26 protein-coding genes are annotated in these 26,363 nt (G+C 45.3%); 16 read left to right on the forward strand and 10 right to left on the reverse strand.

Translation table 11 applies throughout. The annotated features are described in order from the left end of the window. Positions 1–417: 417 nt before the first annotated feature. The 5 genes from Q1V85_RS02825 (at position 418) to Q1V85_RS02845 (ending at position 6,745) form a co-directional block, all read left to right on the forward strand. Positions 418–1,056, forward strand: a complete 639-nt coding sequence (locus Q1V85_RS02825) for a TetR family transcriptional regulator (protein WP_300597244.1) — start codon at positions 418–420, stop codon at positions 1,054–1,056. Positions 1,057–1,090: 34 nt separating this feature from the next. Next, positions 1,091–2,428, forward strand: coding sequence for a TolC family protein (locus Q1V85_RS02830; protein ID WP_300597246.1), 1,338 nt, complete (start codon positions 1,091–1,093; stop codon positions 2,426–2,428). 33 nt (positions 2,429–2,461) lie between these two features. Continuing rightward, the gene (locus Q1V85_RS02835) at positions 2,462–3,577 is read left to right on the forward strand and encodes an HlyD family secretion protein (protein ID WP_300597248.1); all 1,116 of its coding nucleotides are present in this window, start codon (positions 2,462–2,464) and stop codon (positions 3,575–3,577) included. A gap of 120 nt (positions 3,578–3,697) precedes the next feature. Continuing rightward, positions 3,698–5,284 (forward strand): DHA2 family efflux MFS transporter permease subunit, encoded by a 1,587-nt coding sequence (locus Q1V85_RS02840; RefSeq protein ID WP_300597250.1) that lies wholly within the window; start codon positions 3,698–3,700, stop codon positions 5,282–5,284. 894 nt (positions 5,285–6,178) lie between these two features. Further along, positions 6,179–6,745, forward strand: coding sequence for a YdcF family protein (locus Q1V85_RS02845; RefSeq protein WP_300597252.1), 567 nt, complete (start codon positions 6,179–6,181; stop codon positions 6,743–6,745). 259 nt (positions 6,746–7,004) lie between these two features. Here Q1V85_RS02845 and Q1V85_RS02850 read toward each other — a convergent pair whose 3' ends face one another. Then, positions 7,005–8,018 carry a cytochrome d ubiquinol oxidase subunit II gene (locus Q1V85_RS02850; protein ID WP_300597253.1) on the reverse strand — a complete coding sequence of 338 codons (1,014 nt, stop codon included), beginning with the start codon at positions 8,016–8,018 and terminating at the stop codon, positions 7,005–7,007. A 129-nt stretch (positions 8,019–8,147) separates the two neighbouring features. Continuing rightward, a complete protein-coding gene (locus Q1V85_RS02855; protein ID WP_300597255.1) occupies positions 8,148–9,479 on the reverse strand; it encodes a cytochrome ubiquinol oxidase subunit I in 1,332 nt (443 codons plus the stop codon). Positions 9,480–9,784: 305 nt separating this feature from the next. Between Q1V85_RS02855 and prfB the strand changes: the two genes are divergently transcribed. From prfB to pyrR, 5 genes are all read left to right on the forward strand, one after another. Further along, positions 9,785–10,874, forward strand: a protein-coding gene (gene prfB / locus Q1V85_RS02860) for a peptide chain release factor 2 (RefSeq protein WP_300597257.1) whose coding sequence is annotated in 2 segments (ribosomal slippage) — positions 9,785–9,844 and positions 9,846–10,874 — 1,089 coding nt in all. Because the reading frame shifts where the segments join, the coding sequence is not laid out codon by codon here. A 3-nt stretch (positions 10,875–10,877) separates the two neighbouring features. Continuing rightward, positions 10,878–11,177 (forward strand): hypothetical protein, encoded by a 300-nt coding sequence (locus tag Q1V85_RS02865; protein ID WP_300597259.1) that lies wholly within the window; start codon positions 10,878–10,880, stop codon positions 11,175–11,177. 8 nt (positions 11,178–11,185) lie between these two features. Beyond that, positions 11,186–11,761 (forward strand): nucleotidyl transferase AbiEii/AbiGii toxin family protein, encoded by a 576-nt coding sequence (locus Q1V85_RS02870; protein ID WP_300597261.1) that lies wholly within the window; start codon positions 11,186–11,188, stop codon positions 11,759–11,761. Positions 11,762–11,796: 35 nt separating this feature from the next. Further along, the gene (gene pruA / locus Q1V85_RS02875) at positions 11,797–13,428 is read left to right on the forward strand and encodes an L-glutamate gamma-semialdehyde dehydrogenase (protein ID WP_300597263.1); all 1,632 of its coding nucleotides are present in this window, start codon (positions 11,797–11,799) and stop codon (positions 13,426–13,428) included. Positions 13,429–13,479: 51 nt separating this feature from the next. Next, positions 13,480–14,007: a bifunctional pyr operon transcriptional regulator/uracil phosphoribosyltransferase PyrR gene (pyrR, locus tag Q1V85_RS02880; RefSeq protein ID WP_300597265.1), complete on the forward strand. Its 528-nt coding sequence runs from the start codon at positions 13,480–13,482 to the stop codon at positions 14,005–14,007. A 256-nt stretch (positions 14,008–14,263) separates the two neighbouring features. Here the strand turns inward: pyrR and Q1V85_RS02885 are convergent, their stop codons facing one another. Further along, the gene (locus Q1V85_RS02885) at positions 14,264–14,788 is read right to left on the reverse strand and encodes a DUF4943 family protein (protein ID WP_300597267.1); all 525 of its coding nucleotides are present in this window, start codon (positions 14,786–14,788) and stop codon (positions 14,264–14,266) included. A gap of 217 nt (positions 14,789–15,005) precedes the next feature. After that, complete coding sequence (locus tag Q1V85_RS02890; protein WP_300597269.1) at positions 15,006–15,644, reverse strand: hypothetical protein; 639 nt, start codon at positions 15,642–15,644, stop codon at positions 15,006–15,008. 304 nt (positions 15,645–15,948) lie between these two features. On the opposite strand from Q1V85_RS02890, the gene Q1V85_RS02895 reads away from it, so the two are divergent. Both Q1V85_RS02895 and Q1V85_RS02900 read left to right on the forward strand, forming a co-directional pair. After that, positions 15,949–16,764, forward strand: coding sequence for a DUF6624 domain-containing protein (locus tag Q1V85_RS02895; protein ID WP_300597271.1), 816 nt, complete (start codon positions 15,949–15,951; stop codon positions 16,762–16,764). A gap of 121 nt (positions 16,765–16,885) precedes the next feature. Beyond that, entirely contained in the window at positions 16,886–17,140 is a 255-nt protein-coding gene (locus Q1V85_RS02900) for a hypothetical protein (protein ID WP_300597273.1), read from the forward strand. Between the two features lie 106 nt (positions 17,141–17,246). Here Q1V85_RS02900 and Q1V85_RS02905 read toward each other — a convergent pair whose 3' ends face one another. Then, positions 17,247–18,011 carry a hypothetical protein gene (locus Q1V85_RS02905; protein ID WP_300597275.1) on the reverse strand — a complete coding sequence of 255 codons (765 nt, stop codon included), beginning with the start codon at positions 18,009–18,011 and terminating at the stop codon, positions 17,247–17,249. A 460-nt stretch (positions 18,012–18,471) separates the two neighbouring features. Here Q1V85_RS02905 and Q1V85_RS02910 point away from each other — a divergent pair, with 460 nt between their 5' ends. Beyond that, positions 18,472–20,379, forward strand: a complete 1,908-nt coding sequence (locus Q1V85_RS02910; protein ID WP_300597277.1) for a DNA topoisomerase IV subunit B — start codon at positions 18,472–18,474, stop codon at positions 20,377–20,379. Between the two features lie 104 nt (positions 20,380–20,483). Here Q1V85_RS02910 and Q1V85_RS02915 read toward each other — a convergent pair whose 3' ends face one another. From Q1V85_RS02915 to Q1V85_RS02935, 5 genes are all read right to left on the reverse strand, one after another. After that, entirely contained in the window at positions 20,484–20,933 is a 450-nt protein-coding gene (locus tag Q1V85_RS02915; protein ID WP_300597279.1) for a thioesterase family protein, read from the reverse strand. Positions 20,934–21,130: 197 nt separating this feature from the next. Further along, entirely contained in the window at positions 21,131–21,976 is an 846-nt protein-coding gene (locus Q1V85_RS02920) for a hypothetical protein (RefSeq protein ID WP_300597281.1), read from the reverse strand. Then, complete coding sequence (locus Q1V85_RS02925) at positions 21,960–22,553, reverse strand: RNA polymerase sigma factor (protein WP_235556017.1); 594 nt, start codon at positions 22,551–22,553, stop codon at positions 21,960–21,962. The genes Q1V85_RS02920 and Q1V85_RS02925 overlap by 17 nt, the downstream gene beginning before the upstream one ends. Positions 22,554–22,638: 85 nt before the next feature. Further along, positions 22,639–23,232 (reverse strand): RdgB/HAM1 family non-canonical purine NTP pyrophosphatase, encoded by a 594-nt coding sequence (gene rdgB, locus Q1V85_RS02930; protein ID WP_300597285.1) that lies wholly within the window; start codon positions 23,230–23,232, stop codon positions 22,639–22,641. Further along, positions 23,229–23,774: a hypothetical protein gene (locus Q1V85_RS02935; protein WP_300597287.1), complete on the reverse strand. Its 546-nt coding sequence runs from the start codon at positions 23,772–23,774 to the stop codon at positions 23,229–23,231. The genes rdgB and Q1V85_RS02935 overlap by 4 nt, the downstream gene beginning before the upstream one ends. Before the next feature lie 81 nt (positions 23,775–23,855). Between Q1V85_RS02935 and Q1V85_RS02940 the strand changes: the two genes are divergently transcribed. From Q1V85_RS02940 to rpsL, 3 genes are all read left to right on the forward strand, one after another. Further along, positions 23,856–24,920: a branched-chain amino acid aminotransferase gene (locus tag Q1V85_RS02940; RefSeq protein WP_231008434.1), complete on the forward strand. Its 1,065-nt coding sequence runs from the start codon at positions 23,856–23,858 to the stop codon at positions 24,918–24,920. Between the two features lie 155 nt (positions 24,921–25,075). Further along, positions 25,076–25,687, forward strand: coding sequence for a hypothetical protein (locus Q1V85_RS02945; protein WP_300597291.1), 612 nt, complete (start codon positions 25,076–25,078; stop codon positions 25,685–25,687). Positions 25,688–25,972: 285 nt separating this feature from the next. Then, positions 25,973–26,347, forward strand: a complete 375-nt coding sequence (rpsL, locus tag Q1V85_RS02950) for a 30S ribosomal protein S12 (RefSeq protein WP_026310044.1) — start codon at positions 25,973–25,975, stop codon at positions 26,345–26,347. Positions 26,348–26,363 lie beyond the last annotated feature (16 nt).

Raw genomic sequence — 26,363 nt, forward strand, 5'->3', positions numbered from 1 at the left:
CCGCCGCAAAAGCCAAAACATTGGTTCAGATCAAATAGTAGTATCCCTCATGCTTTCTGCGAATACAGGGAACCATAATATGCATGTTGCAATTGACCGGGCAACTATGCCGGTTCCTGATTTTCATTTCCTTCTTAAAAATTGAGGGCGTCCTCATGGCGCTGCAACGCAAATTATTTAATGTATTAAGATGCTTTAAAAATATGATCTCCAACTGCGGGAGATATCCTGTTTGGGTTTGTATTTCAATTAAATAGACAAAAACCTCCTTTTACAGCCAAGCTTATTTTGTGTTCAAGTGACTGATACTCACGGCTTGATGTGAGTTAATTTTTTGGTTCGGTTTGTAAAAAATTAAACAAGTGTTTGAATTTTTAAACAACTGTTTAATACCTTTGTGGTGGAAATTTTTTAGAAGTGTCAGTAACATTTACACAGAAGCAACTGGAAATTATGGAGGCGGCGGTAAAGCTTTTTGCCGGTAAGGGGTTCGACAATACCTCTGTTCGCGATATTGCAAAAGCTGCAGAAGTAAATGTAGCCATGATCTCCTATTATTTTGGTTCAAAGGAAAAGCTGCTGGAAGCCATATTTATAAAATATGTAACAACCATGCGGGGAAAACTGGAGGAGATCGTTTTTGCCAGTGATGTTACACCGGAGGAAAAGATCGACCGGATCATTGAAACCTATATCGATACCATTGCCGCCAACCGGCATTTTCATTTGCTGATGGTGCGGGAGCAGGGCGTGATGAAGAATAAAGTGATGTATGATGGTGTAAAGAGTCTGAAGCTGAAAAATACGTCGCTGATCAAAAGCGCCATAAAGGCGGGTGCTAAAGCGGGGATCTTTAAAAAGAATGTAGATATCACCATCCTGGCATTAACGGTATTTGGTACCATTAACCAGGCGTTTAATACACAACGGTTTTTATGTGAACAATACCGGCTTGATCCGGACAATGAAGCAGAATTTTTAAAGGTGATCATTCCCCGGTTAAAAGTACATCTGAAAGCCGTTGTTAAAAGTTACCTGCTGGTAACAGACAAATAAAAGAACATATAAATCGTAAAAGCTGATTTTGTATATGAATAAAAAAATAGCAGCCATTGCAGCCTTCTTTATGGCGTTTATGGCGTTGGGCAATCATCTTGCTGCCCAGGAAGTGAAACGGCTTTCTATAAAAGAAGCAGTGGAGCTGGGCGTGCAAAGCAGCAAGCATTTAAAGATCGATCAGGCAAAAATACTGGAAGCCACAGCGGCGCTGGAAGAAGCAAAGAACCGCCAGCTACCCGACTTTAAGATCAGCGGATCCTATCTGCGTTTAACAACGGCCAACATTGATTTGAAGACCGCGCAAAAGCAGGGGGAGTCTTCCGGAAGCAGTTCTGGTGGTGGTGTGCCAAGCATTTCGCAGGCGATGTACGGTATGGCCAGCCTTTCGCTTCCGTTGTATGCGGGCGGTAAGATCAAATACGGCATCCAATCTGCCAAATACCTGCTGGAAGCCGAAAAGCTGAGTGCAGGCAATGATCAGAACGCCATTGTGTTTAACCTCATTGAAGCCTATACCAACCTCTTCAAGGCGGCACAGGTCATCAACGTGATCAAAGAAAACCTGGCGGCCTCCCAAAGCCGGGACTCTAATTTTATACGGCTGGAGAATAACGGTCTGATGGCCCGTAACGACCGGTTAAAGGCACAGCTGCAAACTTCCGATATTGAGTTGCGGCTGCTGGAAGCGCAAAATAATTACAATATTGCCAACGTAAATATGGATCTGTTGCTGGGTTTGCCCGAAAGCACGGTGATTGAAGTGGATCCCGCATTTATCAGCGAAGCGCAGGAAGAGCATCCGTATACCTATTATGAGGAGCAGGCCATAGCAAACCGGAAAGATATCAAGGCCCTCGATTATCAGCAAAAAGCAGCAGACCTGGGAATAAAGGCTGCAAAGGCGAACTACCTGCCTTCACTGGCATTAACAGGCGGTTATGTTGCGGTAAACATTCCGAAATTTCTGACGGTAACCAATGCGGTAAACGGAGGGATCGGCGTGCAATACAATCTTTCCAGCCTCTGGAAGACCGGTGCTTCCATCAAAAAAGCAAAGGCACAGGCGCAGCAATTGTATGCTTCGCAGGAAATGCTTTCCGATAATATCCGGCTGCAGATCAACAGGAACTACCAGAATGCATTGCTGGCAAAGAAAAAGATTGAAGTGCACAACAAATCCCTGGTACAGGCAGAAGAGAATTACCGCATCACAAAAAATAAATATGACAACAGTTTGGTAACCATTACCGACCTGCTGGATGCGAACGTAGCGTTGTTGTCTTCAAAGATCAATGTGTTAAATGCAAAGGCCGATGCAGCCCTGGCCTATCAGCAATTGCTGGAAAGCGCGGGCGCATTAGTTCAGTAATATATTAAAAAGCTTACTATAAATCGTTATACCATGGCAAACGGACAAGTTCAGGACCAACCAAACGAAACAAATCAAAAGAAAAAAAGAAGCCCTGTATTCTTTATCATACTTGCAGTACTGGTATTGGGCGGCGGTTATTTTGGGATCAAATCGTATATCTATGGCAAGCACCATGAAGATACGGACGATGCCCAGGTAGCGGCCAACGTAAACCCCGTTATTTCCAAGATCTCCGGCTATATTTCCGAAGTGAGGGTAAAAGATAACCAGTTTGTGCACAAGGGTGATACCCTGTTATTACTGGATACAAAGGATCTCAAAATGGCGCTGGAACAGGCCGAAGCGGCCCTGGCTACCGCGCAAAGCAATGTAGAGGCGGCCCGGGCAGGAACAGAGGCCGCTCATAAAAGCATCAGTACCGCCAACGCGGCCGTTGCTACTGCCGATGCACAGATTGAGGCTGCCAAAGTAAATGTATGGCGCACAACGGAAGATCTGAAACGTTATGAGAACCTGATAAAAGATCATTCCATTACCCAGCAGCAATATGAGCAGGCGCTTGCGGCAAAGCAAACCGCAGACCGGCAGCTTGCGATCCTGAAAGAACAGCGGGGACAGGCAACGGCGCAAACCGGAGCGGTTAGCTCACAGACTAAAGCAACCTCCAAGGAAATTGGCGTTACTTCGGCAACGGCTCATCAGCGGGAAGTGGATGTGGAAAATGCAAAGCTGAACCTGAGCTATGCGGCTATTGTAGCGCATGAAGACGGCGTGGTTTCTAAAGTTCCGGTGCAAATCGGTCAGTTTATACAGGCCGGTGCCCAGCTGTTTAGCATTATACTGAACAATGATAAATGGGTAGTGGCTAATTTTAAGGAAACCCAGTTGTCGAGAATGGTAACCGGACAAAAAGTTGAAATCAGTGTAGATGCATTTCCTAAACATCAGTTTGAAGGAGTGGTGGGCTCGTTCGCCCCGGCAACCGGATCTATTTCTGCTTTACTGCCGGCGGATAATGCCAGTGGTAACTTTGTAAAAGTGGTACAGCGGGTTCCGGTAAGAATTGAGTTCGTAAATAAAAATGACTCCCTGATTCAAAAATTACGTGCCGGTATGAACGTACTGGTAGATGTGCATCTTAATTAGTGACCAGTGAATAGTTAATGGGCAATAGTCAATAGGCGTTTTACACCTGTGTTCCTTGTCTTTCTCCAGCACTATTCCTTATTCGCTATTGCCTATTCACCATAAACAGATATCGAAATTATGCAACAGCAGGACTCCCTTGTAGAATATGGTGCGCGGCGCGTGATTGTTACCGTGACTGCGATCATTTGTGCGTTGCTCGAAATAGTAGACAGCACCATTGTAAACGTGGCATTGAACGACATGAAGGGAAACCTTGGCGCCACGCTGTCTGAAGTGGGCTGGGTAATTACGGCCTATGCCATCGGGAATGTGATCATTGTGCCCATGACCAGCTGGCTCTCGCAGCAGTTTGGCCGGAGGAACTATTTTGCGGTATCGATTGCATTGTTTACCGTTTGTTCCTTTTTGTGTGGTAATGCCTCCAATATCTGGGAGCTGGTCGCCTTCCGGTTCTTACAGGGGGTAGGTGGCGGCGCCCTGCTGGTAACCTCTCAAACGATCATCACGGAATCATACCCGATAGAAAAGCGGGGCATGGCCCAGGCAATTTATGGTTTGGGTGTAATTGCGGGTCCTACATTGGGTCCGCCCCTCGGTGGTTATATCGTCGATAATTTTAGCTGGCCCTATATCTTTTATATCAATATTCCCCTGGGTATTATCGCCATACTGCTTACTCTGCAGTTTGTACGCAGCCCCAGGTATGCTGAAAAAAAAGCGGCACATGAAATTGACTGGCTGGGTATCTTCCTGTTGAGTGCCACTGTTGGATCGCTGCAGTATATCCTGGAGCGGGGACATGAAGACGACTGGTTCTCGAGCAAAGTAATTGTGGTATTGACGATCACAGCTGTTTTGGGATTGTTCTTTTTTATCTGGCGGGAACTTACGTATAAGAATCCCATTGTGGAATTGCGGGTATTAAAGAACGGGAACCTGCGGATCGGTACGGTTATGTCTTTTATACTGGGTTTCGGGTTGTATGGCTCTACATTTATTGTACCGCTCTATACGCAAAGTATCCTGGGGTGGACGGCACTTCAGGCGGGGATGCTGATGATCCCGGCCACACTGGCCACTGCATTCATGATGCCCTTTATCGGGCGGATGATTGCAAAGGGAGTTCCTCAGCAATACATGGTGGCTGCGGGGCTGTTCCTCTTCTTTGTGTATAGTTTCTGGGGGTATAAGATCATTACACCGGATACGGGTAAGGATGCGTTTTTCTGGATGCTGATTGTGCGAGGTGTAGGTTTGGGATTATTGTTTATTCCCATTACCACATTGGCGCTGTCAACCCTCAAGGGGCAGGAAATTGGTCAGGGGGCAGCGTTTACAGGGATGATGCGGCAGCTGGGCGGCTCCTTTGGCGTAGCTGCGATCACCACATTTATTGCCAACCGGAATATGCTTTACCGCAACGACCTGGTGTCGAAGCTGGATGTGAACGATCTGAATGTACAACAACGCGTAAGTGCGCTGCAGCACAGTTTCACGGCAAAAGGTATGACGCCGGATGCCGCCCTGGAGTCGGCGCATAAGATCCTCGATTTTACCGTTACCAAACAGGCCACCGTACTTTCCTATATGGATGTGTTCCTGTACCTGGGTTTAATGTTCCTGATCTGTATTCCCTTCATCCTGTTTATTAAGAAGAAAAAAGGAAAACAGGAAAAAATGGATATGGGCGAGATGATGCATTAACGAAGTCTGGTTTCAGGTTGCAGGTTTAAAGTTTCAGGTCAGATACTGTCTGGGCTTGATGTTGCCGGTAGAATATGTGATTGCTGAAAACTGATAGCAGAAAGCTTCTTTCCCTGGTTGATTCTTAGAATTTAGTATTTTATTATTTGGTGTTTAGTTCTTGTTTTGTCTTTTTGATTTTTGGTATTTCTCCATAGCCCGGATCAAGACTTTTAGAATTTAGTGTTTATAATTTAGTGCTTAACGCTTATTTGGTTCTTGTCTTTTGGATTTTGAGATTTAATCCTGCTTCCCGAAGTCAAGTCACGATTCTTATAGTTTAGAATTTAATATTTTATTATTTAGTGTTTAGTTCTTGTTATTTGTCTTTTTGATTTTTGGTATTTCTCCATAGCCCCGGATCAAGACTTTTAGAATTTAGTGTTTATGATTTAGTGCTTAACGGCTTAATTGGTTCTTGTCTTTTGATATTTGGAATTTTAATTTACTTCCGAAGTCAGATCATGATCTTTAGATTTTAGAATTTATCATTTAGTTCTTTATGCTTCATTTGTTTCTTGTCTTTTGGATTTTGAGATTTAATCTTACTTTCCGAAGTCAAGTCACGATTCTTATAGTTTAGAATTTAGTATTTACGATTTAGAGCTTATTTCCTTTATTTGTTTCTTGTCTTTTGATTTTTGGAATTTTAATCCTGCTTCCTCACGCCATATCACGATCTTTAGATTTTAGTATTTAAAATTTAATGCGTTCTTTCCCGTATTTTTAATCCCGATGTTGCAAAAAATAATCGCTGCACTGGGTGTTTTCTTGATACTTGTTTCTATAAGCGGATGTGTTGTTTCGTACCGGAAACGCCCAACGCGTTTATACGAAGAAGTGCTGACAAAAAAAATGACCTTTGATGCAGGCATTGTTCCCGGTTATCCGTTTAAAGATGGAAAATGGGATTCTGTGATGAAAGGAAGAGTGCTCTGGGCTGTTTATTTGTATGAACAGGGCATTATCCGGAATATTATATTTTCCGGCGGTGCTGTTTATTCGCCTTATGCTGAAGCGCGGATCATGGGACTTTACGCGCAGCAATTAGGCATGCCGGCAGCGCATATTTTTTATGAAACAAAAGCGGAGCATAGTACTGAAAACGTTTTTTACTCCTACCAGATCGCGCGGCAGCAGGGATTCAAATCGATCGCACTGGTTACGGACCCCTTCCAGTCATCAATGATGAAAGGCTTTACCCGGCGTAGGTTCGGTACCCGGATTACGCACATTCCCTTTATGGTAGACACGTTAAAACGTCTCAACCATGTGGATGTGGCTATTGATCCGTCGCCGGCCTATGTGCAGCCCTTTCAGTCGATCCTCGAACGGGAACGCTTCTTTCGCCGGTTTCGCGGTACATTGGGAGCGTTTATTCCCTGGGAAGATAAGTGGCGGAGAAAAGCCGGGCCTCTGTAGTGCGTATGGCTTATGTATCAGCGTTAGTTATGCAGACAAAGTTTTCCCGCTGATCTTCGCAGATCAGGACGAGGCGCAGATTTTCGCCAGCAGGCATTCCGCGTTTATCTGCGAACAAATCAGCGCTTATCTACGGGAGATACCGTGGCAGAAATAAGCGTAAACCATTTCAATATCCGATGAATAACAGAATATTTAAGCACATAGGTTTTCTGCCCTGTGGTATTCTATGATCACCAATGAATGTGAATGGTTTAAGTTAATGTGCAGGCTCCTCCTGTTTGTTAAAACTGTACAGCAGGTAAAACAATGCGGGTAAAATAAAAATACTTCCCACCAGTAGCGCAACGGCTAATGCGTGGATGGTTTTATCGGAACCTTTGTGTAGTAACAGCGATAGACCGCCGGTGTTTTTCAGGTTGATCAATACCGGGTAATGCTCATAAGTGATGGCCACCAGCAGCAACGTGATCTGTGCTCCGGCAATGATCCGCAGCCACCGGGTAGATCCACGGAATAGCGAAACCCACATCCAGGTTAATGAAAGCGCGGCCAGCACCACGCAGGCAATACTTATGGGGTTGCCAAAAAGCCAGTGCGCCAGGGGAATCTGTTCCTGGTAGGCGGCTATCAGCACCAATGCTGCTGCTGCAATAGCGGCCAGGCTCATATGTTTGGCTTTTTGAATAAACCGTTGCCGTTCGGTTTCTGTTTTTGTTTCGCCGATAATAAAAATGGCCGCCAGGAATCCGCAGATGGTAGCTGTAAAAACACCTACCGAAACAGGAAAGAATCCCAGCCAGCTGAAAATATAAGCATCCAGGAAATGCGTAGCCTCCGGATCAATTTTGCCGGATACCGCACTTCCGGCAATGATCCCCAGGAACAGGGGCGTGATCACACTGGAATACATAAAGGTTTTGGAATAGACCACCTGCATTTTATCCTGTACCGCATCGTAATTCCGGAAGCTGAAAGCCGTTCCCCGTGCTACAATGCCCAATAGCATGATGGTAAGCGGGATGTGCAGGTAAACAGACACGGTGGCATAGATCACCGGGAATCCCACAAAAAGGATCACGATGGCAATGATCAGCCACATATGATTGGCTTCCCATATAGGACCAATGGCCCGGTACATGACCCTCCGGGTTTGATCCTTACTTTTACGCGTAGAAAGAAATTCCAGGATCCCCGCACCAAAATCGGCGCCCCCCATTAATACATAAAGAAGGATCGATGCCCACAAATAGGCCATGACTACGTAAAGCATGCTGAATTCATTTATGTTTTGATATTTATGATTTCCATTGAAATGGTATTAGCTTTCAGTGCTTAGCCCTCAGCTGACAGCTAATAGCTGAAGGCTGATTTGCCGCTCCACGCAACCGGAACGGATGTCCTATATACCTGCTTTTCTTTCCTCCGGCAGATCATATAATTTACCCACCATCTTCACCTGCCGGTATAAGAGCAGCATTACAATCATGCTCAGCGAAACATAAACGGCCGTAAAAATATAAAAGGAATAAACGATACCGGGCATGGGTGTAACGGCGTCCCGGGTGCGCATGATGCCATAAATGATCCAGGGCTGGCGTCCCACTTCGGTAACCGTCCACCCGGCTTCCACAGCAATAAAGCCCATAGGAATGGCAATGGTGAACAGTTTCAGCAACCATCGCTTTTCCAGCCATTTCCGTTTTCGCCATAGCATAAAAAAATAAAAAACAGCAATCAGCAGCATCAGCATGCCAAGGCCTACCATCACCTGGAATGCATAGTGCGTAATGGCAACCGGAGGGCGTACTTCTTTAGGAAATGCATCCAGTCCCGTTACAGGCGTTTTGAAATCACCATGTGCCAGGAAACTCAAGGCACCGGGAATTTTCAGCGCATAATGCACCGTATCATGCTGTTCATCGGGAATACCACCAAGAATGAGTGCGGCTTTTTCTTCTGTTTTAAAATGGGCCTCCATAGCGGCCAGTTTCACCGGCTGGCGTTTTGCTACATCCTTGGCGGAAATATCGCCGCTGAGGGGCTGAAGGATGGCACCGGCGCAGGCAAATACGGCTGCAATACGAAAGGCCTTTGTATGAAATTGTACATTTTTCCGTTTCAGGATCATCAGTGCATGTACCCCCGCCACGGCAAACCCGGTGGCGGTAAGCGCTGCAAGAATCATATGCAGGGCCTGCGAAAACCAGGCATCATTAAACATAGCCGCAATGGGATCAATATTCAGGTACTGTCCGTTTACATAGTCGAACCCCGCAGGACTGTTCATCCAGGCATTGGCGGCAACCACCAGGATGCCGGATGCAAGACCACTTACGCCAACGATGACACCGGTAACCCAGTGAAACCATTTATTAAATTTATTCCACCCGTATAAATAAAAGCCCAGTGCAATGGCCTCAATAAAAAATGCCGTGCCTTCCAGCGAAAAGGGCATCCCGAAAATAGGCCCCGCATGTTTCATAAACTCCGGCCAGAGTAATCCCAGTTCAAAAGACAACACCGTTCCCGAAACGGCACCCGTGGCAAAGAAAATGGCCACACCGCGGCTCCAGGCCCTGGTTACATTGCGGTAAACAATATTCCCGGTTTTGAGCCATTTAAAATGCGAAACCGCCATAAAGAACGGCATGATCATGCCGATGCAGGAGAAAATAATGTGAAATCCCAGTGATAGCGCCATCTGCGACCGCGCTGCGATAAAGTCATCCATAATATATGGATTGGTTTAAAAATGAACCGTAGGTCAACGGCACTTGCAAAGATAGTCCAACCAGCTGATCAAACCAATCGAAGGAATCTACTTTCATGTCACACCCGTCACCCATGTCCCCAGGAAGATAGCACCATAGCTGAACGGAGCGTCGCAAGCAAAGCTCAATAGCAGTACCGGCGCCCGGCCAATAATCAAAATCCAGGTTACTCTTTGGATGGAATCTGCAAACTGTTGGCCTCAATATTGAACAATCGTTTGTGCAACCGATGGCAAATCGGAAATAGGATGTATCTTTGCAGCCTATGACACAGGAAAAATTACAGGATATGCGGTCCCGCGTTCTCGGGATAAGGAGGTTTCTTTGACGTCGAGAACCGTCAACAGAAAATCAATGAAGATAAACAGCTTTCGTTAAGTCCCGGTTTCTGGGACGATAATCAACGTGCCACAGATATTTTAAAGAACCTAAAGACCAATGAATACTGGATGAACCTGTTTCGGGAAGCCGAAACGGCCGTAGAGGATTTTGCGGTTTTGTTCGATTTCTGGAAGGCCGGCGATGCTACTGAAGCGGAAACCCAGGAAGCGTACGATCATGCGCTGAATGTACTGGAAGATGCCGAATTTAAAAGCACGCTGAACGAAGCCGAAGATGAATTGCCGGCGGTGATCCAGATCAATTCGGGTGCCGGCGGAACGGAAAGCCAGGACTGGGCAGAGATGATTGCCCGGATGTACCGGATGTACGGCGAAAAGCAGGGCTGGAAGATCACAGAACTGGACTGGCAATGGGGCGATGGTGCTGGTATTAAAACGGCTACCCTGCAGTTTGAAGGGCCTTTTGCCTATGGCTTTTTAAAAGCGGAAAGCGGTGTGCACCGGTTGGTGCGGATCTCTCCGTTTGATAGTAATGCCCGCAGGCATACCTCCTTTGTATCGGTATTTGTGTACCCGCTGGTAGATGATACGATCGATATCGAGATCAAAGATTCCGAAGTAAAGATGGAAACGGCGCGAAGCGGCGGAGCCGGCGGACAGAACGTGAACAAGGTAGAAACAAAAGTATTCCTTACGCACATACCAACGGGCATTGTAGTGGTTTGTCAGACCGAACGCACCCAGATGGGAAACCGGGAAAAAGCCATGCAGATGCTGAAGAGCCGGTTATATGAAGAAGAACTGCGCAAGCGGGAGGAACTGAAAAATGCGGCCAACGCCAACAAGAAAAAAATAGAATGGGGCAGCCAGATCCGCAGTTATGTATTCCATCCCTATAAAATGATCAAGGATCACCGTACCGAATACGAGGTGGGAAATGTGCAACCCGTGATGGATGGTGAATTGGATGGCTTTATCAAGGCTTATCTGATGCAGCGTAAAGAAACGGTTTAGATAATGGAAAAAACAAAACCCATATTAAATAAGCGGATATTCTGGGACACAGATTTCTTAAAGCTGGATTATGAAGGTCATGCAGCTTCCATTATTGAACGGGTTTTTGAAAGAGGAGATGTAGAGGATATACGGCAGATAAGACGGTTTTATGGGGATGAAAAAATTATAGACATATTGACAAATGCAAAATGGCTCAGGTATGATATATTTCTTTTTGTAAAGAATTTATTTAACTTAAAATCCGAAGCATTTAGATGTTATATTATGAGACAATCGAAGGGAATACCCTGGCTCTATTAAGACGATTAATGCAATTGGAGTTACTATGCACCTTTGTGTTAGTCGGGGGCACTGCATTGTCTTTGAAATATGGTCATAGGAAGTCTATTGATTTAGATTTGTTTTCAAATGTTGATTTTAACAATCGGCAATTAAAGGAGGAACTAGCTAAGATTTTTACCAGATCATTCGAGTCCACCAGCAGCAACGCTGCGCCGGGAGTTTTCTCTTATATTGACGATATTAAAGTGGATTTTGTAAAGTATCATTATCATAAAGAGATCAGACCAATTGAAGTAGTTGAAGGAATCCGGTTGATAAGTTCCGAAGATATTGCGGCAATGAAAATCTTCGCGATTATGCAAAGAGCTAAAAAGAAGGATTTTTATGATTTAAGTTTGTTGTTAGATGTATTTGGCGCTGAAAGAGTTATTGGGTTCTATTTTGAAAAATTTCCTGAAAACATGACATTGATTTCTATACCGCAAGCAATGCTGTTCTTCGATGAAGCAGAATCAGATGAAGACCCCGTCAGTCTTAAAGGGCAAACCTGGAAGTCTGTAAAAAAGAACATACAACAACACATAAACAATTATCTGAAGTAAAAGAATATCATTTCAAATTTTCAAATTAAGATAATATGCATCAGGGATCATTTTCTTACCCTTTGCCGGCCAACGAACCGGTACTGAATTATGCCCCCGGAAGTAAAGAACGGGAAAACCTGAAGGCGGCCCTTGCGTTGCTGAAGAGTGAAAAACTGGATGTGCCCATGTATATCGGAGCCAACGAGGTGCGTACTTCCAAAAAGGAGTCCATCCGTCCTCCGCATAAACACAAATTTGTGCTGGGGCAGTTTTCCATCGGCGAAAAGAAACATGTGCAGCAGGCGGTGGATGCGGCGCTGGCAGCAAAAAGATCCTGGGAAAATATGAGCTGGGAAAGCCGCGCGGGCATCTTTTTAAAAGCGGCCGACCTGATCGCTACCAAATACCGTGGACAAATGAATGCGGCTACGATGCTGGGCCAAAGTAAAAATGCCTACCAGGCAGAGATCGACAGTGCCTGTGAGCTAATCGATTTTTTGCGGTTTAATGTACATTTCTTAAGTGAGATCTATACCCAGCAACCCATCAGTGGCGCAGGCATGCACAACCGCCTGGAGTACCGGCCCCTGGAAGGGTTTATACTGGCCATTACTCCGTTTAATTTTACGGCCATTGGCGGAAACCTGCCTACTTCGGCTGCAATGTGCGGTAACGTGGTGGTATGGAAGCCGGCGCATACGCAGATTTATTCTGCGCAGCTTTTTATGCGCATTTTAAAAGAAGCCGGACTGCCGGATGGCGTTATTAACCTGATTTATGTGGATGGTCCGGTGGTAGGTGAGGTTTGCTTTAATCACCGGGAATTTGCAGGCGTACATTTTACGGGGTCTACCGGGGTGTTTAATCATATGTGGGAAACCATCGGGAAAAATATTCCCAAATACCGGAGTTATCCGCGCATTGTGGGCGAAACCGGTGGTAAGGATTTTGTGATGGTACACAGAAGCGCCGATCCGGATGTGGTGGCAACAGCGCTGTTAAGAGGTGCTTTTGAATTCCAGGGACAAAAATGTTCCGCGGCATCGCGCGCGTACATTCCGTCCAATCTTTGGAAAGAGGTGAAGAAGCGGCTGATTGAAGGCATTAACTCCTTTAAAATGGGATCGGTGGAAGACTTCAGTAATTTTATCAATGCCGTGATTGATGAACGCAGCTTTGATAAAATAAAAGGATATATCGATAAGGTAAAGAAAGATCCGAAAGCAAGCATTGTTGCCGGAGGCATCTGTGATAAAAAAGAAGGATATTTTATACAGCCTACCGTGATCGAAACAAAAGACCCGCAATACGTAACTATGTGTGAGGAGATCTTTGGACCGGTGCTGACAGTATACGTATACCCGGCGGGCAGTTTTGAAAAAACGCTGGACCTGGTAGACAGCACCTCGCCGTATGCGTTAACCGGATCCATTATTGCAACGGACCGTGCCGCTATTGAAACGGCAACCAGGAGGCTGTCCAATGCTGCAGGTAATTTTTATATCAACGACAAGCCTACGGGCGCAGTGGTAGGGCAGCAGCCCTTTGGTGGCGCGCGTGCCTCAGGCACCAATGATAAGGCCGGTTCCATCCTGAACCTTTATCGCTGGCTGAGCGTACGCACGGTTAAGGAAACCTTTAACCCGCCGGTTGATTACCGGTACCCGTTCATGGCAACGGAGTAATTGTTGTGTAAAGTCTGGAACCTGAAACGTTAAACCTGAAACCGTTTAGTCTTGAAACTGATTTTAAAAGCAGAAGAGATCGCCATTACGATCAGGCGGCTGGCCCACCAGATCGTGGAAAATCATGAAGATTTTTCAAAGATTGTCATTATCGGTTTGCAACCGAGGGGCATTTTTTTATCGGACCGTATTTATGCGGAGGTACAAAAAATATCGAAAGGACAGCCGATCGATTACGGAAAACTGGATATTACCTTTTACAGGGACGATGTGCGCAATGAGCTGCATGCCGCCAATGAAACCGATATCCCGTTTTCAATTGAAGGAAAAGATGTAATCCTTATTGATGATGTATTGTACACAGGCCGTACCACCCGAGCCGCTTTTGATGCCCTCCTGGACTATGGAAGGCCAAAGAAAGTGGAGCTTTGTGTATTGATCGACCGCCGGTTTACCCGGGAGTTTCCGATACAGGCCGACTATGTGGGCAAGTACATCGACTCTTTTGAAACCCAGAAAGTGCTGGTGCGCTGGGCAGAAAACAGCGATAAAGATCATGTAACCATGACGGAAGGATAAAATAATTGATCGCATAAAGAAAAGGGTGTAAGGACGACTTATACCCTTTTTTTATATCCGAAATTTTGGGATGGAATAGGAGCATTCGCAACATTAACCGGTCGTCTTTTAAGCGGGATCGCAGCGAAACGCTCGCAGGTTTTCAGACAACCAGGCATTCTGTAAATATTTGGGAAATCTGTGAACATTATAGGGGGACCTGGTGTAAGAAAACAGCATTGCTTCAAAATACCCGGTCTGCCCGTCCACCGTTGCATTATAGCCATATGTACGAAGTACCGGTTAATGCGCCATTTGTTTTCCAATCGCCATTTTTATGTTCATTCCACCACTGGCGGTACCGGTCGCTGAGCATCAGTATTTCGGTAGTGGTAACGCCTTTATATCGTTCGTTCACCTCTTTGGACGTATCGACCAGGTAAGGATCAAGCGAGGAGGCGCCCCGTACGCCATCCACCAGCCATAACAAACACTCACCCAAAATAAAATAATTTCTGCCTTCCGGATACGGGCTGTGCGAAGACCAGGGGTTGATCGGAAATTTTTGTATATGCGTGGTATCTTTCGATAATGTAATGAGCGCCGCAATATGTTCCTGCCGGAACGTTGGCCGCTGAAGCCATAGGCGTTCGCCTTTTTCATTAAGCTCGTATTGGTTATAGGTGCCGTTTTTCAGTTGCTGCACAAACGTTGCAACATTTGGATGATTGATATCGAAGCCGTCTTTTTTACAGCTCATGAAGAACAGTAGTACGCCAGTAAACAACATCCATTTTTTCATAATAATCCTGGTTTTATAAGCAAGTTGTTTAAATGTTCTTTATGACAGCAATTTCCCGCAGACGAACGCTGATTGCTTGCTAACTAGACAGAAAAGAATCTGCGAAAATCTGCGCTGCATTTCAATCTGCAGGGATCAGCGGGCAATTGAGTCGCTGATGAATAATTCGATAAAGGTCGGAACAAGTACATGGTCAAACGATATGTCAGTTGCCTTATTATTCCAGTATAACGCCCCATTCCGCTACATGAAATCCTTCTCTGCGAACGGTTTCCTGTTTGTGATAAGGAGGCAATTGTATGGGCTTATCAAGCGCCTTTACCAGGTAGAATAATCTTAAAACAGCATCCGGCTGCCTGGAAAAATGCAATTGGATCAGCTTTTCGATCACTGGTTTTTCCTGTGGATACACCGCATAATAAGGTGCGTCTTTTAACCGGGGAATCCAATAATCGATAAAATCGCGGATCTCATTGGGCTTAAACTGGCTGGCTGCCATATCCGCCTCAAAAAATTGTTGCAGGCTATCGCGCGATACTACCCGGCCGGCATTTTTCTGCCAGTGATCGGGTTGCTGGCTTTCATAGAAAAGATAATCGTATTGCCCATCGATTTCCCCGGAGGGTGCTACCCTTACATTCCAGCCGGTATGGTAGGCGGGGATGGATGCAATAACCGACCCACCCAGGGGAAAGCTCAATTGCACCTGTATATCCGTTTCCTTTAATGGATAGAGGTATATATTCGGTTTGTAGGCGATGGTGCAGTTCTTACAGGGCTGTGGTTCCGGTTTGTCTTTTTTACAACCCGATAAAATAATCATACCCAGAGCAATCAGAAAATATATCTTACTCATACAAAACAGTTTCTTATTCAAGACGGAAAACCCTGGCAGGATGCAACAGGGATACCCGAAAGTAGGACATTCCGTTAAAAAATAGTCCTGTTTGAAGAGTCCGGAACGGTTTTGCTGACCGCAACCATTAAAATGCACAGGTTTAATCAGCCAATGGGCGGCGGTTAAAAGGAAAATTTGGTTGTTCCACAGCCATTTTAAACCAGGGCCTGAACTTTAAAACGATAACATTGTTGCTGGTAACATGCGGCTGTATCGTATACGATTGTTTGGGTGCTTCCTGTGTCTCTTTTTTTATAAGGGAATGCTAAGTCAGGCGGTAATTCCATTTGGTCAGATTTCCAATGAGTTAGAAGCATTATTAAAAAAGGATCAGGGGCCCCGGGATACGTTAAATATATTGGCGGCAACCTACGGCGCCAACGCGGATACCGTAAACCATTACTGGGCGTATATCCGTAAGGCAGATTCGCTCAATACCATAAAGGTTTCCCGGATCATCGATCAATATGGATGGCCGGATCAGCGGCTGATTTCACCGGCAGCTTCAAAAGCGTTATGGCTTGTTGTTCAGCATGCAGATTCTCTTACCCGCGAAAAATACCTGCCCGTATTGGATCAGGCGGCTTCGGAGGGGAAGGCCTCTAAAATATATGCGGCTTACCTGTATGACCGGGTGCAGATGTTCCGGGAACAGTTTCAGCTTTATGGAACCCAGCTGGGAGGCGATTATGCCGGCAATACCATATTATGGCCCGTGAAAGACCTGCTGCACCTGGATGCGCGCAGGAAGGCGATGGGATTGAGCCCGATAAAAGAGGACCTTAAAAATTACCCGGTTTCCTGGTCGGAACCCGCTTATGATTCGCTGGCCGGGAAAATTGTTTTTTATGGGCTGGTCAGTGATTCGCTGGGGCGCGGACTTCCCGGCGTCCGGATCTGTGAGCCATCTGGAAAGATTGCCGGAAAAACCGGTTCAAAAGGATATTTCAGGGTTTTGGCGAGCCGGAGGGCGTTGCAGAAAGGGCTGTTATTCAAAGGAGCGGGATACCGGGTTTTCAGGTACCGGTTTCTTAATAAAAAGGCAGAAGTATTTTATGATGCGATCCGTTTATTCTGAAAACGAACCGTTTTTGAGCAGGGATCTTAACAGGCTGCAGGGTTCTTTGGCCTGATCTTGGTAGTTTTTCAGAGATACCTGTCGGCACCGCCCGGCTTTTTCATCATTTAAAAAAAATGTTATGGAAACGGGAAATAAACCATTTTCGATCGAAGCAACCATTGATGGCAAACGGACTCAAATACAAGTAACACCCGCGGAAACAACCGATGGGGTTACTTTTTATAAGTGCACGGCCGGATCGGAGGAAATTACACAGATCCGGAATGACGAAGGCTTTTGGAAGCAGATCTGGGGCGATTTGAGTGATGAAGAAGTAAAAGCCATCGGTGCCGTTATTGATTCCTTTGCTGAGAAAAATAAAATTACTTCTTAGGCCCAAATGCCGGCAGGGGTGAAAAACCGGTCAAAGGAGAAATTCAGTTGCGCTCCAAATGATCGTATCAACAGAAGCCTTTTGTAGCTGATGCACAAAACGGTGATTAGTGTGCGCCCAAATAAACCGCAACACCATTTTTAACCCGAAAATCCCAATACTTTCGGAAAGTACAGCCTGCGGGGCAATCGCCGCCGCCTTCGGAGAAGATGATCTTTACGGCATCCTGTTCCCGGGCCAACACAATATCGTCTCCATCGATACATCCGCCATTTCGTTCCGCGGTTAAAATGAAAGGAAGCTGTTTTAGCTCATCGACAATGGGAATGGTATTGAGCGATTGAGTGGTGTTTATTGTTAGCCAGTTGAACTGTGGATATCCATAAACCAGCCGTACGGAATCAAACTGATATTTTGAGAGAATATTGTCAAGCATCCTGTTGCCGGTGGGAATTTTTCGGGCTGCAAGCTGCTTAATTTCCGGTTGGGTCGTGTCTACTTTTAAAAGGATAGAACTTGTACTGAAGCAATGCCTCGCATGAACTTTTCGTGTGTTGAAAATATATTTTGTTTCAGGCGTATTTAATTCATAAACGGTCTGGAGCAGTTTTAGCGTAGATGTAAGGTGTTGGGAATCAATTTCAGGAGTGTTATAGTTTTTGTGCTGTACATTTTGCTGCAGTTCCCGGAGATAAAGTTGTACGGCATCGCTGGAATAATTTTTTATTATAAAATCGCCCGGAATTGTTGCAGACTCTTCAGTGACAGGCTCTTTATCGGGGGGGTGAACCGTATTTTGTTGAGTCTTATCGGCATTTTTACTACAGGAAGCTAGCAGCAGCAACAGAATGAAAAAGCTTGTTTTCATCATTTTGGTATTTTAAAATGGTACACTTGTAATATATAAAAGCAAAGGTATATGAAAATAATAAATACGATGGAATGAGCAGGCTCTCACTCAAATTTTAGCAGCATTAATACACAGATTCCGTGAAAAGTTGTTTACAAGAAATTTGTGTACAAAAAAAATGTAAACAAAAAAGCTGTCAACAAAACAACAGCAAACAGATTTGTTGACAACGTATCGGTTCCCTCAAAAAGCTGTAAACAAGATGAGCTCCTTACGGCGCTCATTCCTGGTTGCATAAAGCCGGCCATCCGGTGTGGTTTACCGGAATAAAAGGTTGCACCCGGTCCCTCAAAAACCTGGTAAAAAACCTGTTTGGAAAATCAGCCATCAATCTCCCAAAATCTTTTTACATTTGAGCGTTTCATTCCGGGCTGTACAATTAACCGGACTGAAATACAGCATTTTAAAAAGGATTTGATTCATGGCAAAAGAAATGGCAGCACCAAAGGCAGGAGTAACATACGATGAGGATAGTATCAAAAGCCTGGACTGGAAAGAGCATATCCGCCTCCGTCCGGGGATGTATATCGGGAAATTAGGAGACGGTAGTAGTCCGGATGACGGGATCTATGTGTTGGTAAAGGAAGTAATGGACAACTGTATCGACGAGTACATGATGGGCTACGGTAAAACCATCGAGTTAACCATTAAAGATAACACCGTTACCGTTCGGGACTATGGACGCGGTATTCCCCTGGGAAAAGTAGTGGATGTGGTAAGCAAGATCAATACCGGCGCCAAGTACGACAGCAGGGCCTTCCAAAAGTCCGTTGGATTGAACGGGGTGGGTACCAAGGCGGTAAACGCACTGAGCAATTATTTTAAAGTGGTTGCGGTACGTGACGGTAAAGACAAAACTGCTGAATTTGAGCGCGGTGTCCTGATAAAAGAAAGTAAGGAAGGAAAGACCGGGGAGGGTAACGGAACCATGGTAACCTTTATCCCGGACGATACCATTTTTAAAAATTTCAAATTTCATCCGGAGTTCCTGGAAAACCTGATCTGGAACTATTGTTTCCTGAATGCCGGTTTGAAGATCGTTTTTAACGGCAAAACCTACCTGAGCCGCAATGGGTTACTGGACCTGTTGCAGCGTAAGACCAACGAGGATGAGATCCGCTATCCGATCATCCATCTGAAAGGGGAGGATATTGAAATAGCCGTTACGCACGGGAATGATTATGGTGAAGAACTGTACAGCTTTGTAAATGGTCAGCACACTACGCAGGGGGGGACGCATCAGCAGGCCTTCCGGGAAGCGTTTGTAAAAACCATCCGCGAATTTTATAAAAAAGACTATGAAGCCTCAGATATCCGTGGGGCCATCGTGGGAGCCGTTGCCGTTAGGGTAGTGGAACCGGTATTTGAAAGTCAGACCAAAACCAAGCTTGGATCACAAAATGTGGATATTAACGGTCCCAGCATGAAACAGTTTATAGGGGATTTTCTTTCCCGGGAACTGGACAATTTTTTGCACAAGAACCCTTCAATAGCGGAAGCGCTTAAAAAGCGGATCGAGCAGAGCGAGCGGGAACGGAAAGACCTAGCAGGGATTAAAAAACTGGCCAACGAGCGCGCAAAAAAAGCCAACCTGCATAATAAAAAGCTGCGCGATTGCCGTTATCACCTGAATGATGATGTGCCTTCAAAAGGAAAGGAAGAGTTTGTAGCAAAACAGAACGAGACCACTATTTTTATTACGGAGGGGGATAGCGCCAGCGGTTCCATAACCAAGGCCCGGAATGTGGAAACACAGGCCGTATTCAGTTTGCGGGGAAAGCCGCTGAACAGTTTCGGGCTTACAAAAAAAGTGGTATATGAAAATGAAGAGTTCAACCTCCTGCAGCATGCGCTGAATATTGAAGAGGGTATGGAAGGGCTGCGGTTCAATAATATCGTTATTGCAACGGATGCAGATGTGGATGGTATGCACATCCGGCTGCTGATCATGACCTTCTTCCTGCAGTTTTTCCCCGAACTGGTAAAACAGGAAAAAGTATATGTGCTGGAAACGCCGCTGTTCCGGGTGCGCGACAAAAAAGAAACCATTTATTGCTACAGTGAAGCAGAAAAAAAAGCGGCAATACGCAAGTTGTCCGGTAAACCGGAAGTGACCCGCTTCAAAGGCCTTGGAGAGATCAGTCCTGAAGAATTTGCCCAGTTTATTGCCGGCGATATGCGCAAGCAATTGATGCGATTGGAGCAGGGAGATCATATTCAGCAATTGCTGGAATATTATATGGGTAAAAATACCATGGATCGCCAGGAATTTATCATCGATAACCTGGTGGTGGAAATCGATCAGGCAGAGGAAGAAGCTGCGGCTTAAGTACCGCCAGTTGTATTAAAATAGTGCGTGGCTGTATCAATAAACGTTGGTACAGCCATTTTCTTTGTGATCAACACTGGTAAATGGCATCGCTGAAGCCGTAGTTACCGGCTGCCGGCAGCCAGCTGTTCCAGTTTCTGCAACGCCAACCCTGGAATAGGAGCAATTTTACGTTGAGAATAGTCAAAACAAACCATGCCTGTTTTTGCAAATAGGACCGCGATCTTTTTACCTTCAACCTCTTTTTCAACCCGGTAATACAAATCAAAACCCACCCGCTGGAAGTCGCCGGCGGCTACAGATACCATGAGCGTTTCGCCCATAAATGCCTCCTGTTTAAACTCAATGGCTACATCGGCCATAATCAGTCCCACACCTTCCATTGAAAGTTCGGTATATCCCATCCGGTTCAGGAACTGAACCCGGGCTTCGTGTAGCATTCCCAGCAGCGCATCATTGCCTGCATGCCCGCCATAGTTAATATCTGTAACCCTTACCTGTATAGCGCAGGAAAAAGGGAATGTTGCAGGTAATGCGATCTTTATTCTTGCCATAAAATGGATTCGTGTTGCAAATTTAAACAGTTATTGTTCTTCAAGGTAATTGCCGGCCAACGCAGAACTTGTGAATACGGAGCGTATATGTTAGTTATGGTAAAAGCCATGCCTATTGCACATAAAAAAATCTTATCCGGAGATAAGATTTTCAATATCATTTTATTGCATAACAGGGGGAAAAACTCGGGGATTACTTATAATCCGGCATTTTCCGTTTTAGCCAGCTCCAGGAGGTCGAGAAAATTATCAGGGGTGGCCGCCACAGGGGCCTTGGCCATTTCCTTCTGCCATTGTTCTATCTGGGAATTGCAGGCCTCGCCGCTGTTTTCACCCGCTACGCAATCGGCCATATTGCCCAGTTTTTTCGACATCCGCACTACATTTCCATCTTCGGTCATCAGCATAATATACCGGCCCTGGATGGCCTTGTTCCGTTCCAGGGTAGTTTTATAAGTATTACCTGCTGCGGTTTTTATCTGTGACGATTTAGGTGTTTCGTTTAGGGCGAGACTATTGCCGTTTTCAGCATGCGGTTTAATAACCGGTTTGCTATGAGGATCGTCCTGCAACGCCATTTGGGGAGCAGCAGAATCTCCTTTTTCATGAAAAAGATCTTCCATAATGCTTACCGTATCCTTATTGGATTTTTCAACCATGTGAAAAATACCAAATCCCAGTAACCCTACAATGCAGGCTGCTACGGCATACTTCGACCAGTTGAAATTACCCTTCCGTACTGGTGCCAACGTTGAAATGGGTTTTACTGTATCCAACGCTGCATCTATTTTATCCCAGATGGCAGCAGGTGGCGCCAGTTCCAGGCTTCTCAGTCTTTCGGCAACATTGCTGAACGAATGCTCTTCTTCGAGGTGATTCAGGATATTACCCCAGGCAGCTGCAGGCGGAGGTGTTTCCAATGCCTGTAATTGTTGTGCCAGTGGTTTTAACGCCTGCAGGGTATCCAGTTCTCCTGCTATATTTTTCCAAGCCTCAGCCGGCGGCGCTACCTGATAGTCATATAATTTATGTTGGCTGTTCATTGCTTACGGTATCTATTTTGTCTTTATTCTCAATGTATTTTTTTACCAGGTCCTGCAGGATCGCTTTTGCGCGCGAAAGCTGCGATTTACTGGTTCCTTCGCTGATACCCAACATGTCTCCGATCTCTTTGTGGGAGTAACCTTCCACCACATACATGTTGAATACGGTCCGGTAACCGGGAGATAATTGCGTGATCAGTTGTAAAATATCCTTTTCAGCTAGTTCGTCCAATACGGAAACATATTTCCCTTCAATAGTATTCTCTTCCTTTTCTGTTACCGGTTGCAGGTATTTTTTTCTGCGGAAATGCTCAATGGCCGTGTTTACAAAAATACGGCGCACCCAGCCCTCAAATGATCCGTCACCGCGAAAACTATCCAGCTTTTTATAAACCTTAATGAACGCGTCCTGCAATATATCCTGTGCTTCTTCAGCATTGGAAGCATAACGCAGGCAAACAGCGTACATTTTGGGAGAAAAGCGCCGGTATAGTTCTTCCTGCATCCTTCGATCTCCGTCAATACATCCTTTTATTAAGTCGTTGTCCGGTATAATATGGTTGCTTTCTGTATTCAAATTTTTAAATTTTTTAAAAAGTAGGTCATTAGCCAGGCTGTATGCGGGTTACGGGAAACAAATGAACCCTTTTCAGCCGGCAGACTTACCCTTTTTTACCAGCAAGATTTGTCAAATATACCACCAGTTTTTTAACTGCTTTCTTCCGGTGGCTAAATTCCTGTTTTTCTTCCAGGGTCATCTGGCCAAATGTTTTGCTGCTTCCATTAGGAATAAATACAGGATCGTAGCCAAAACCACCGGTACCCAGCGGCTCCTGCGCAATGGTTCCTTCGCAAATACCTTCAAAAAGTTCCTCTTTACCATTGATTATTAATGAAATAACGGTTTTAAACCGGGCTTCCCGGTGCTCCTTGTCCTTTAATAGGGCGAGTAATTTATCCGTATTGGAAGCATATTCCGGCTCGCCGTCGGCAAAACGGGCGCTCCGCACTCCCGGGGCACCATCCAGGGCCTCCGTTTCCAGTCCACTGTCTTCGCTAAAGCAGTTTTTTCCTGTTAGCGCATAAATAACGGTTGATTTTTCAGTGGCATTGGCTTCCAGGGTAGCATGGGGTTCCGGTATTTCCTTCAAGATACCGGCCTCCTGTAAACTGATAATGGAAAATCCATCGGGTAAGGCCTGCCGGATCTCCCGCACTTTATGATCATTGTTTGTGGCGAAAATGAGTTCGATCATATATTGAACATTTTTTTAAGACTGGACCAAAGCTGGGTTTTTGCTGGTTTATCTTCCTGGAGGGCATGCAGGGCAGGGGCATGTACCACCGTTAGCCCGGCAAACGATTGTACCTGGTATTGCGGAATTTCGAAGGGAAGTCCAAAGCCGGTAGTCGTAATACCGAACAATAAGAGCCGGGTGCTTTGAAAATGTTCCGTAATGGCTTTATAGTCCAACCCGGGATAGTTATGGCGGTTGATGATGGCCACATCATTGGGGGTGAACTTACAGGCATTCAGCAACTGTGAAAGAAATTGAAACGAGGTATCGGGCAGGTGCAGGTCTTCCGGGTACTGCACTACCACCAGTATATTTTTTTTATTACCGCCCAGCGATTTCCATTCGGCGGGAGCTGCCATGGCCGGTGCATTTTCACCGGTATTGGCAACGGGTTCCGGCTGTGCAGCAGGCGGGGCCTGGGTTGCAGGATCTATCGACAGGGATTTGGGATACAATCGCGCGATCAACTGCGGCGACAGATCAATTTTGTTCAGACTCATACGTTTTACTTTTTTCCTAACAGCACTGTTCGTACCTTCGCTATACTCCCGAAAAGGTATCGGGATCAAAAATAATATTTTATGGTGGAAGCAATGAGTATACCGGTAACGAAAACCGGTAAAAGCAACCTGGAACAGGTGGATTTCAACCATCTGGGTTTTGGAAAGTATTTTTCTGACCACATGCTGGAAGCGGATTATGTGAATGGTCAGTGGACAAATGTTAACATCCGCCCTTATCAGTCGCTCGGCTTTCTACCGGCCCTATCTGTACTCCATTACTCTCAAACAATATTTGAAGGACAAAAAGCACATAAAGACGAAAACGGGAACATTCATATTTTCCGGCCGCACGAGAACTGGAAGCGCATGAACCGTTCTGCGGAACGCCTGGCCATGCCCTCCGTTCCGGAAGAAATTTTTATCGATGGAATGAAACAACTGGTAGAACTGGATAAGGATTTTATTCCTTCCGGTTATGATGAGTCGCTTTATATCCGGCCATTTCTTTTTGCCACAGAAGAAACACTGGGGGTAAAAGAATCGTCTTCCTATAAGTTCCTGATCATTACAGGGCCTGCCGGTTCTTATTTTTCTGCTCCGGCACGTATTTATGTAGAGGAGAAATATACCCGGGCGGCTCCCGGTGGAACCGGTTTTGCAAAAACCGGTGGTAACTATGCGGCTTCCCTGCTGTCTTCCGCAGAGGCTAAAAAGCAAGGCTACGACCAGGTATTGTGGATGGACGCCCTGGAACACAAATATGTACAGGAAGTGGGTGCGATGAATATCATGTTTATTATTGGAGACACATTGGTGACCCCCGATTTGACCGATGGCACTATTTTAAGCGGTATTACCCGCCTGAGCCTGCTGGAGCGGTTCCGCGACCAGGGCTTTAAGGTAGAGGAACGCCGGGTGTCTATTGATGAACTGATCGAGGCCTATAAAGCCGGTAACTTAAAAGAAGTATTCGGATGTGGCACGGCGGCTACTATTTCGCATGTAAAAGAGCTGAAGTATAAAGATTTTGTGATGGAATTTGATGTGGACAGCATGACGGTTTCTGCGGAGATGAAAAAATACCTGCTGGATTATAAGGAAAACAAGCACGGCGATCCTTATGGATGGCTTGAAAAGGTATAACCAACCATTTTTTGGTAAGGAACGGGTCCGGGATTAAACTCCGGGCCCGTTTTTTGTTAAATAACAAACCCTTTGGATTTCATTAGGTTATTGCTAACGTAGCCCGGGCTATTTTTGGCTTCTGCTGTTGATTATTCACCAAATAGATAATAATTATGAGATCTGTATTAAACACAAAACGCTTATGTACGAAAAAACACTTTTATGTAACCGGGTTCCTGCTATTTAATTTAATTTGTTTTGATGCCGATGCTCAAACGGATAACCGCAAGCATATGGCAGGGATCATTACGGGTGGCCATTGGATGACCGGACTTGGGTTGGGGCCACAGGTTGGACTTGAATATGAACGGAAATTTACAAAGCATAGCAGTTTGGAAACGGCTGTACGCTGGTCTTTTTACCGGATGAAGAGCCATGGATTTATGATGAGTGATGGGGAAAAAGTGAATTTCTGGTCCAGGGAGCGGTACAATTATTATTCGATGCCGGTATTGTACAAGTATACTTCCAGGATTGTAAACCTGGCCGGGGGACCGTTGCTAAACATCATGACTGGAAAAATGGAGAGCAATCAGTCTTATGACAGGGTTAAAGGGTTTGCAAAGCCTTTTAATACACTAGATGTAGGTTACCAGTTTAAAGTGGGAAAAGCCATTCGGTTTAAAGATCAGTTTGTTCTGGAGCCCGAAGTAGGTATGTACAAAAGCGGTTATTCTAAAAAACATCAGTTGGAAAGTAATATAGCGTTGAAGTACCGGTTCTGACAAAAGTGCTTTTTCTTTCTGCGTTCAATCATGATTGGAACGCGTGCAGGCGCCGGTGTTGCCACCAAAACAGCGATTGTATTAACTTTGCAAGCCGGCGTCCTGTAATTTGATGAAAAACAGATGATTAGTAATTCTGCAGTACAAGGGAGTGACACAAGGATGATGAGCAGTATTCCCGCAGCCGGTTTAAAAAATAAGGGCGGAGCAGAAAAAATGAGAATTATTTTTGTAAGTTCATCAACAAATGCTACCTTTGCCGTCCTAAATTTAAAGCATTAAAGAATGCCTACTATTAATCAATTAGTTCGTAAAGGAAGAGAAATCATAAGGGCAAAGAGCAAATCCAGAGCGTTGGATCAGTGTCCGCAGCGTCGTGGTGTTTGTACCCGTGTTTATACTACCACGCCTAAAAAACCAAACTCTGCGCTGCGTAAAGTAGCGAAGGTTCGTTTAACCAATAAGGTAGAGGTGATCGCTTACATTCCGGGTGAAGGGCATAACCTGCAGGAGCACTCGATCGTACTGATCAGAGGTGGTCGTGTGAAGGATTTACCAGGTGTACGTTACCATATCGTACGCGGAAGCCTGGATACTGCCGGTGTAAAAGACCGTAAGCAGAGCCGCTCCAAATATGGAACTAAAAAAGCTAAGAAATAATTAGCTGTAACAATTA

It is taken from the genome of Niabella sp. (assembly GCF_030150205.1).
Taxonomy (GTDB): domain Bacteria; phylum Bacteroidota; class Bacteroidia; order Chitinophagales; family Chitinophagaceae; genus Niabella.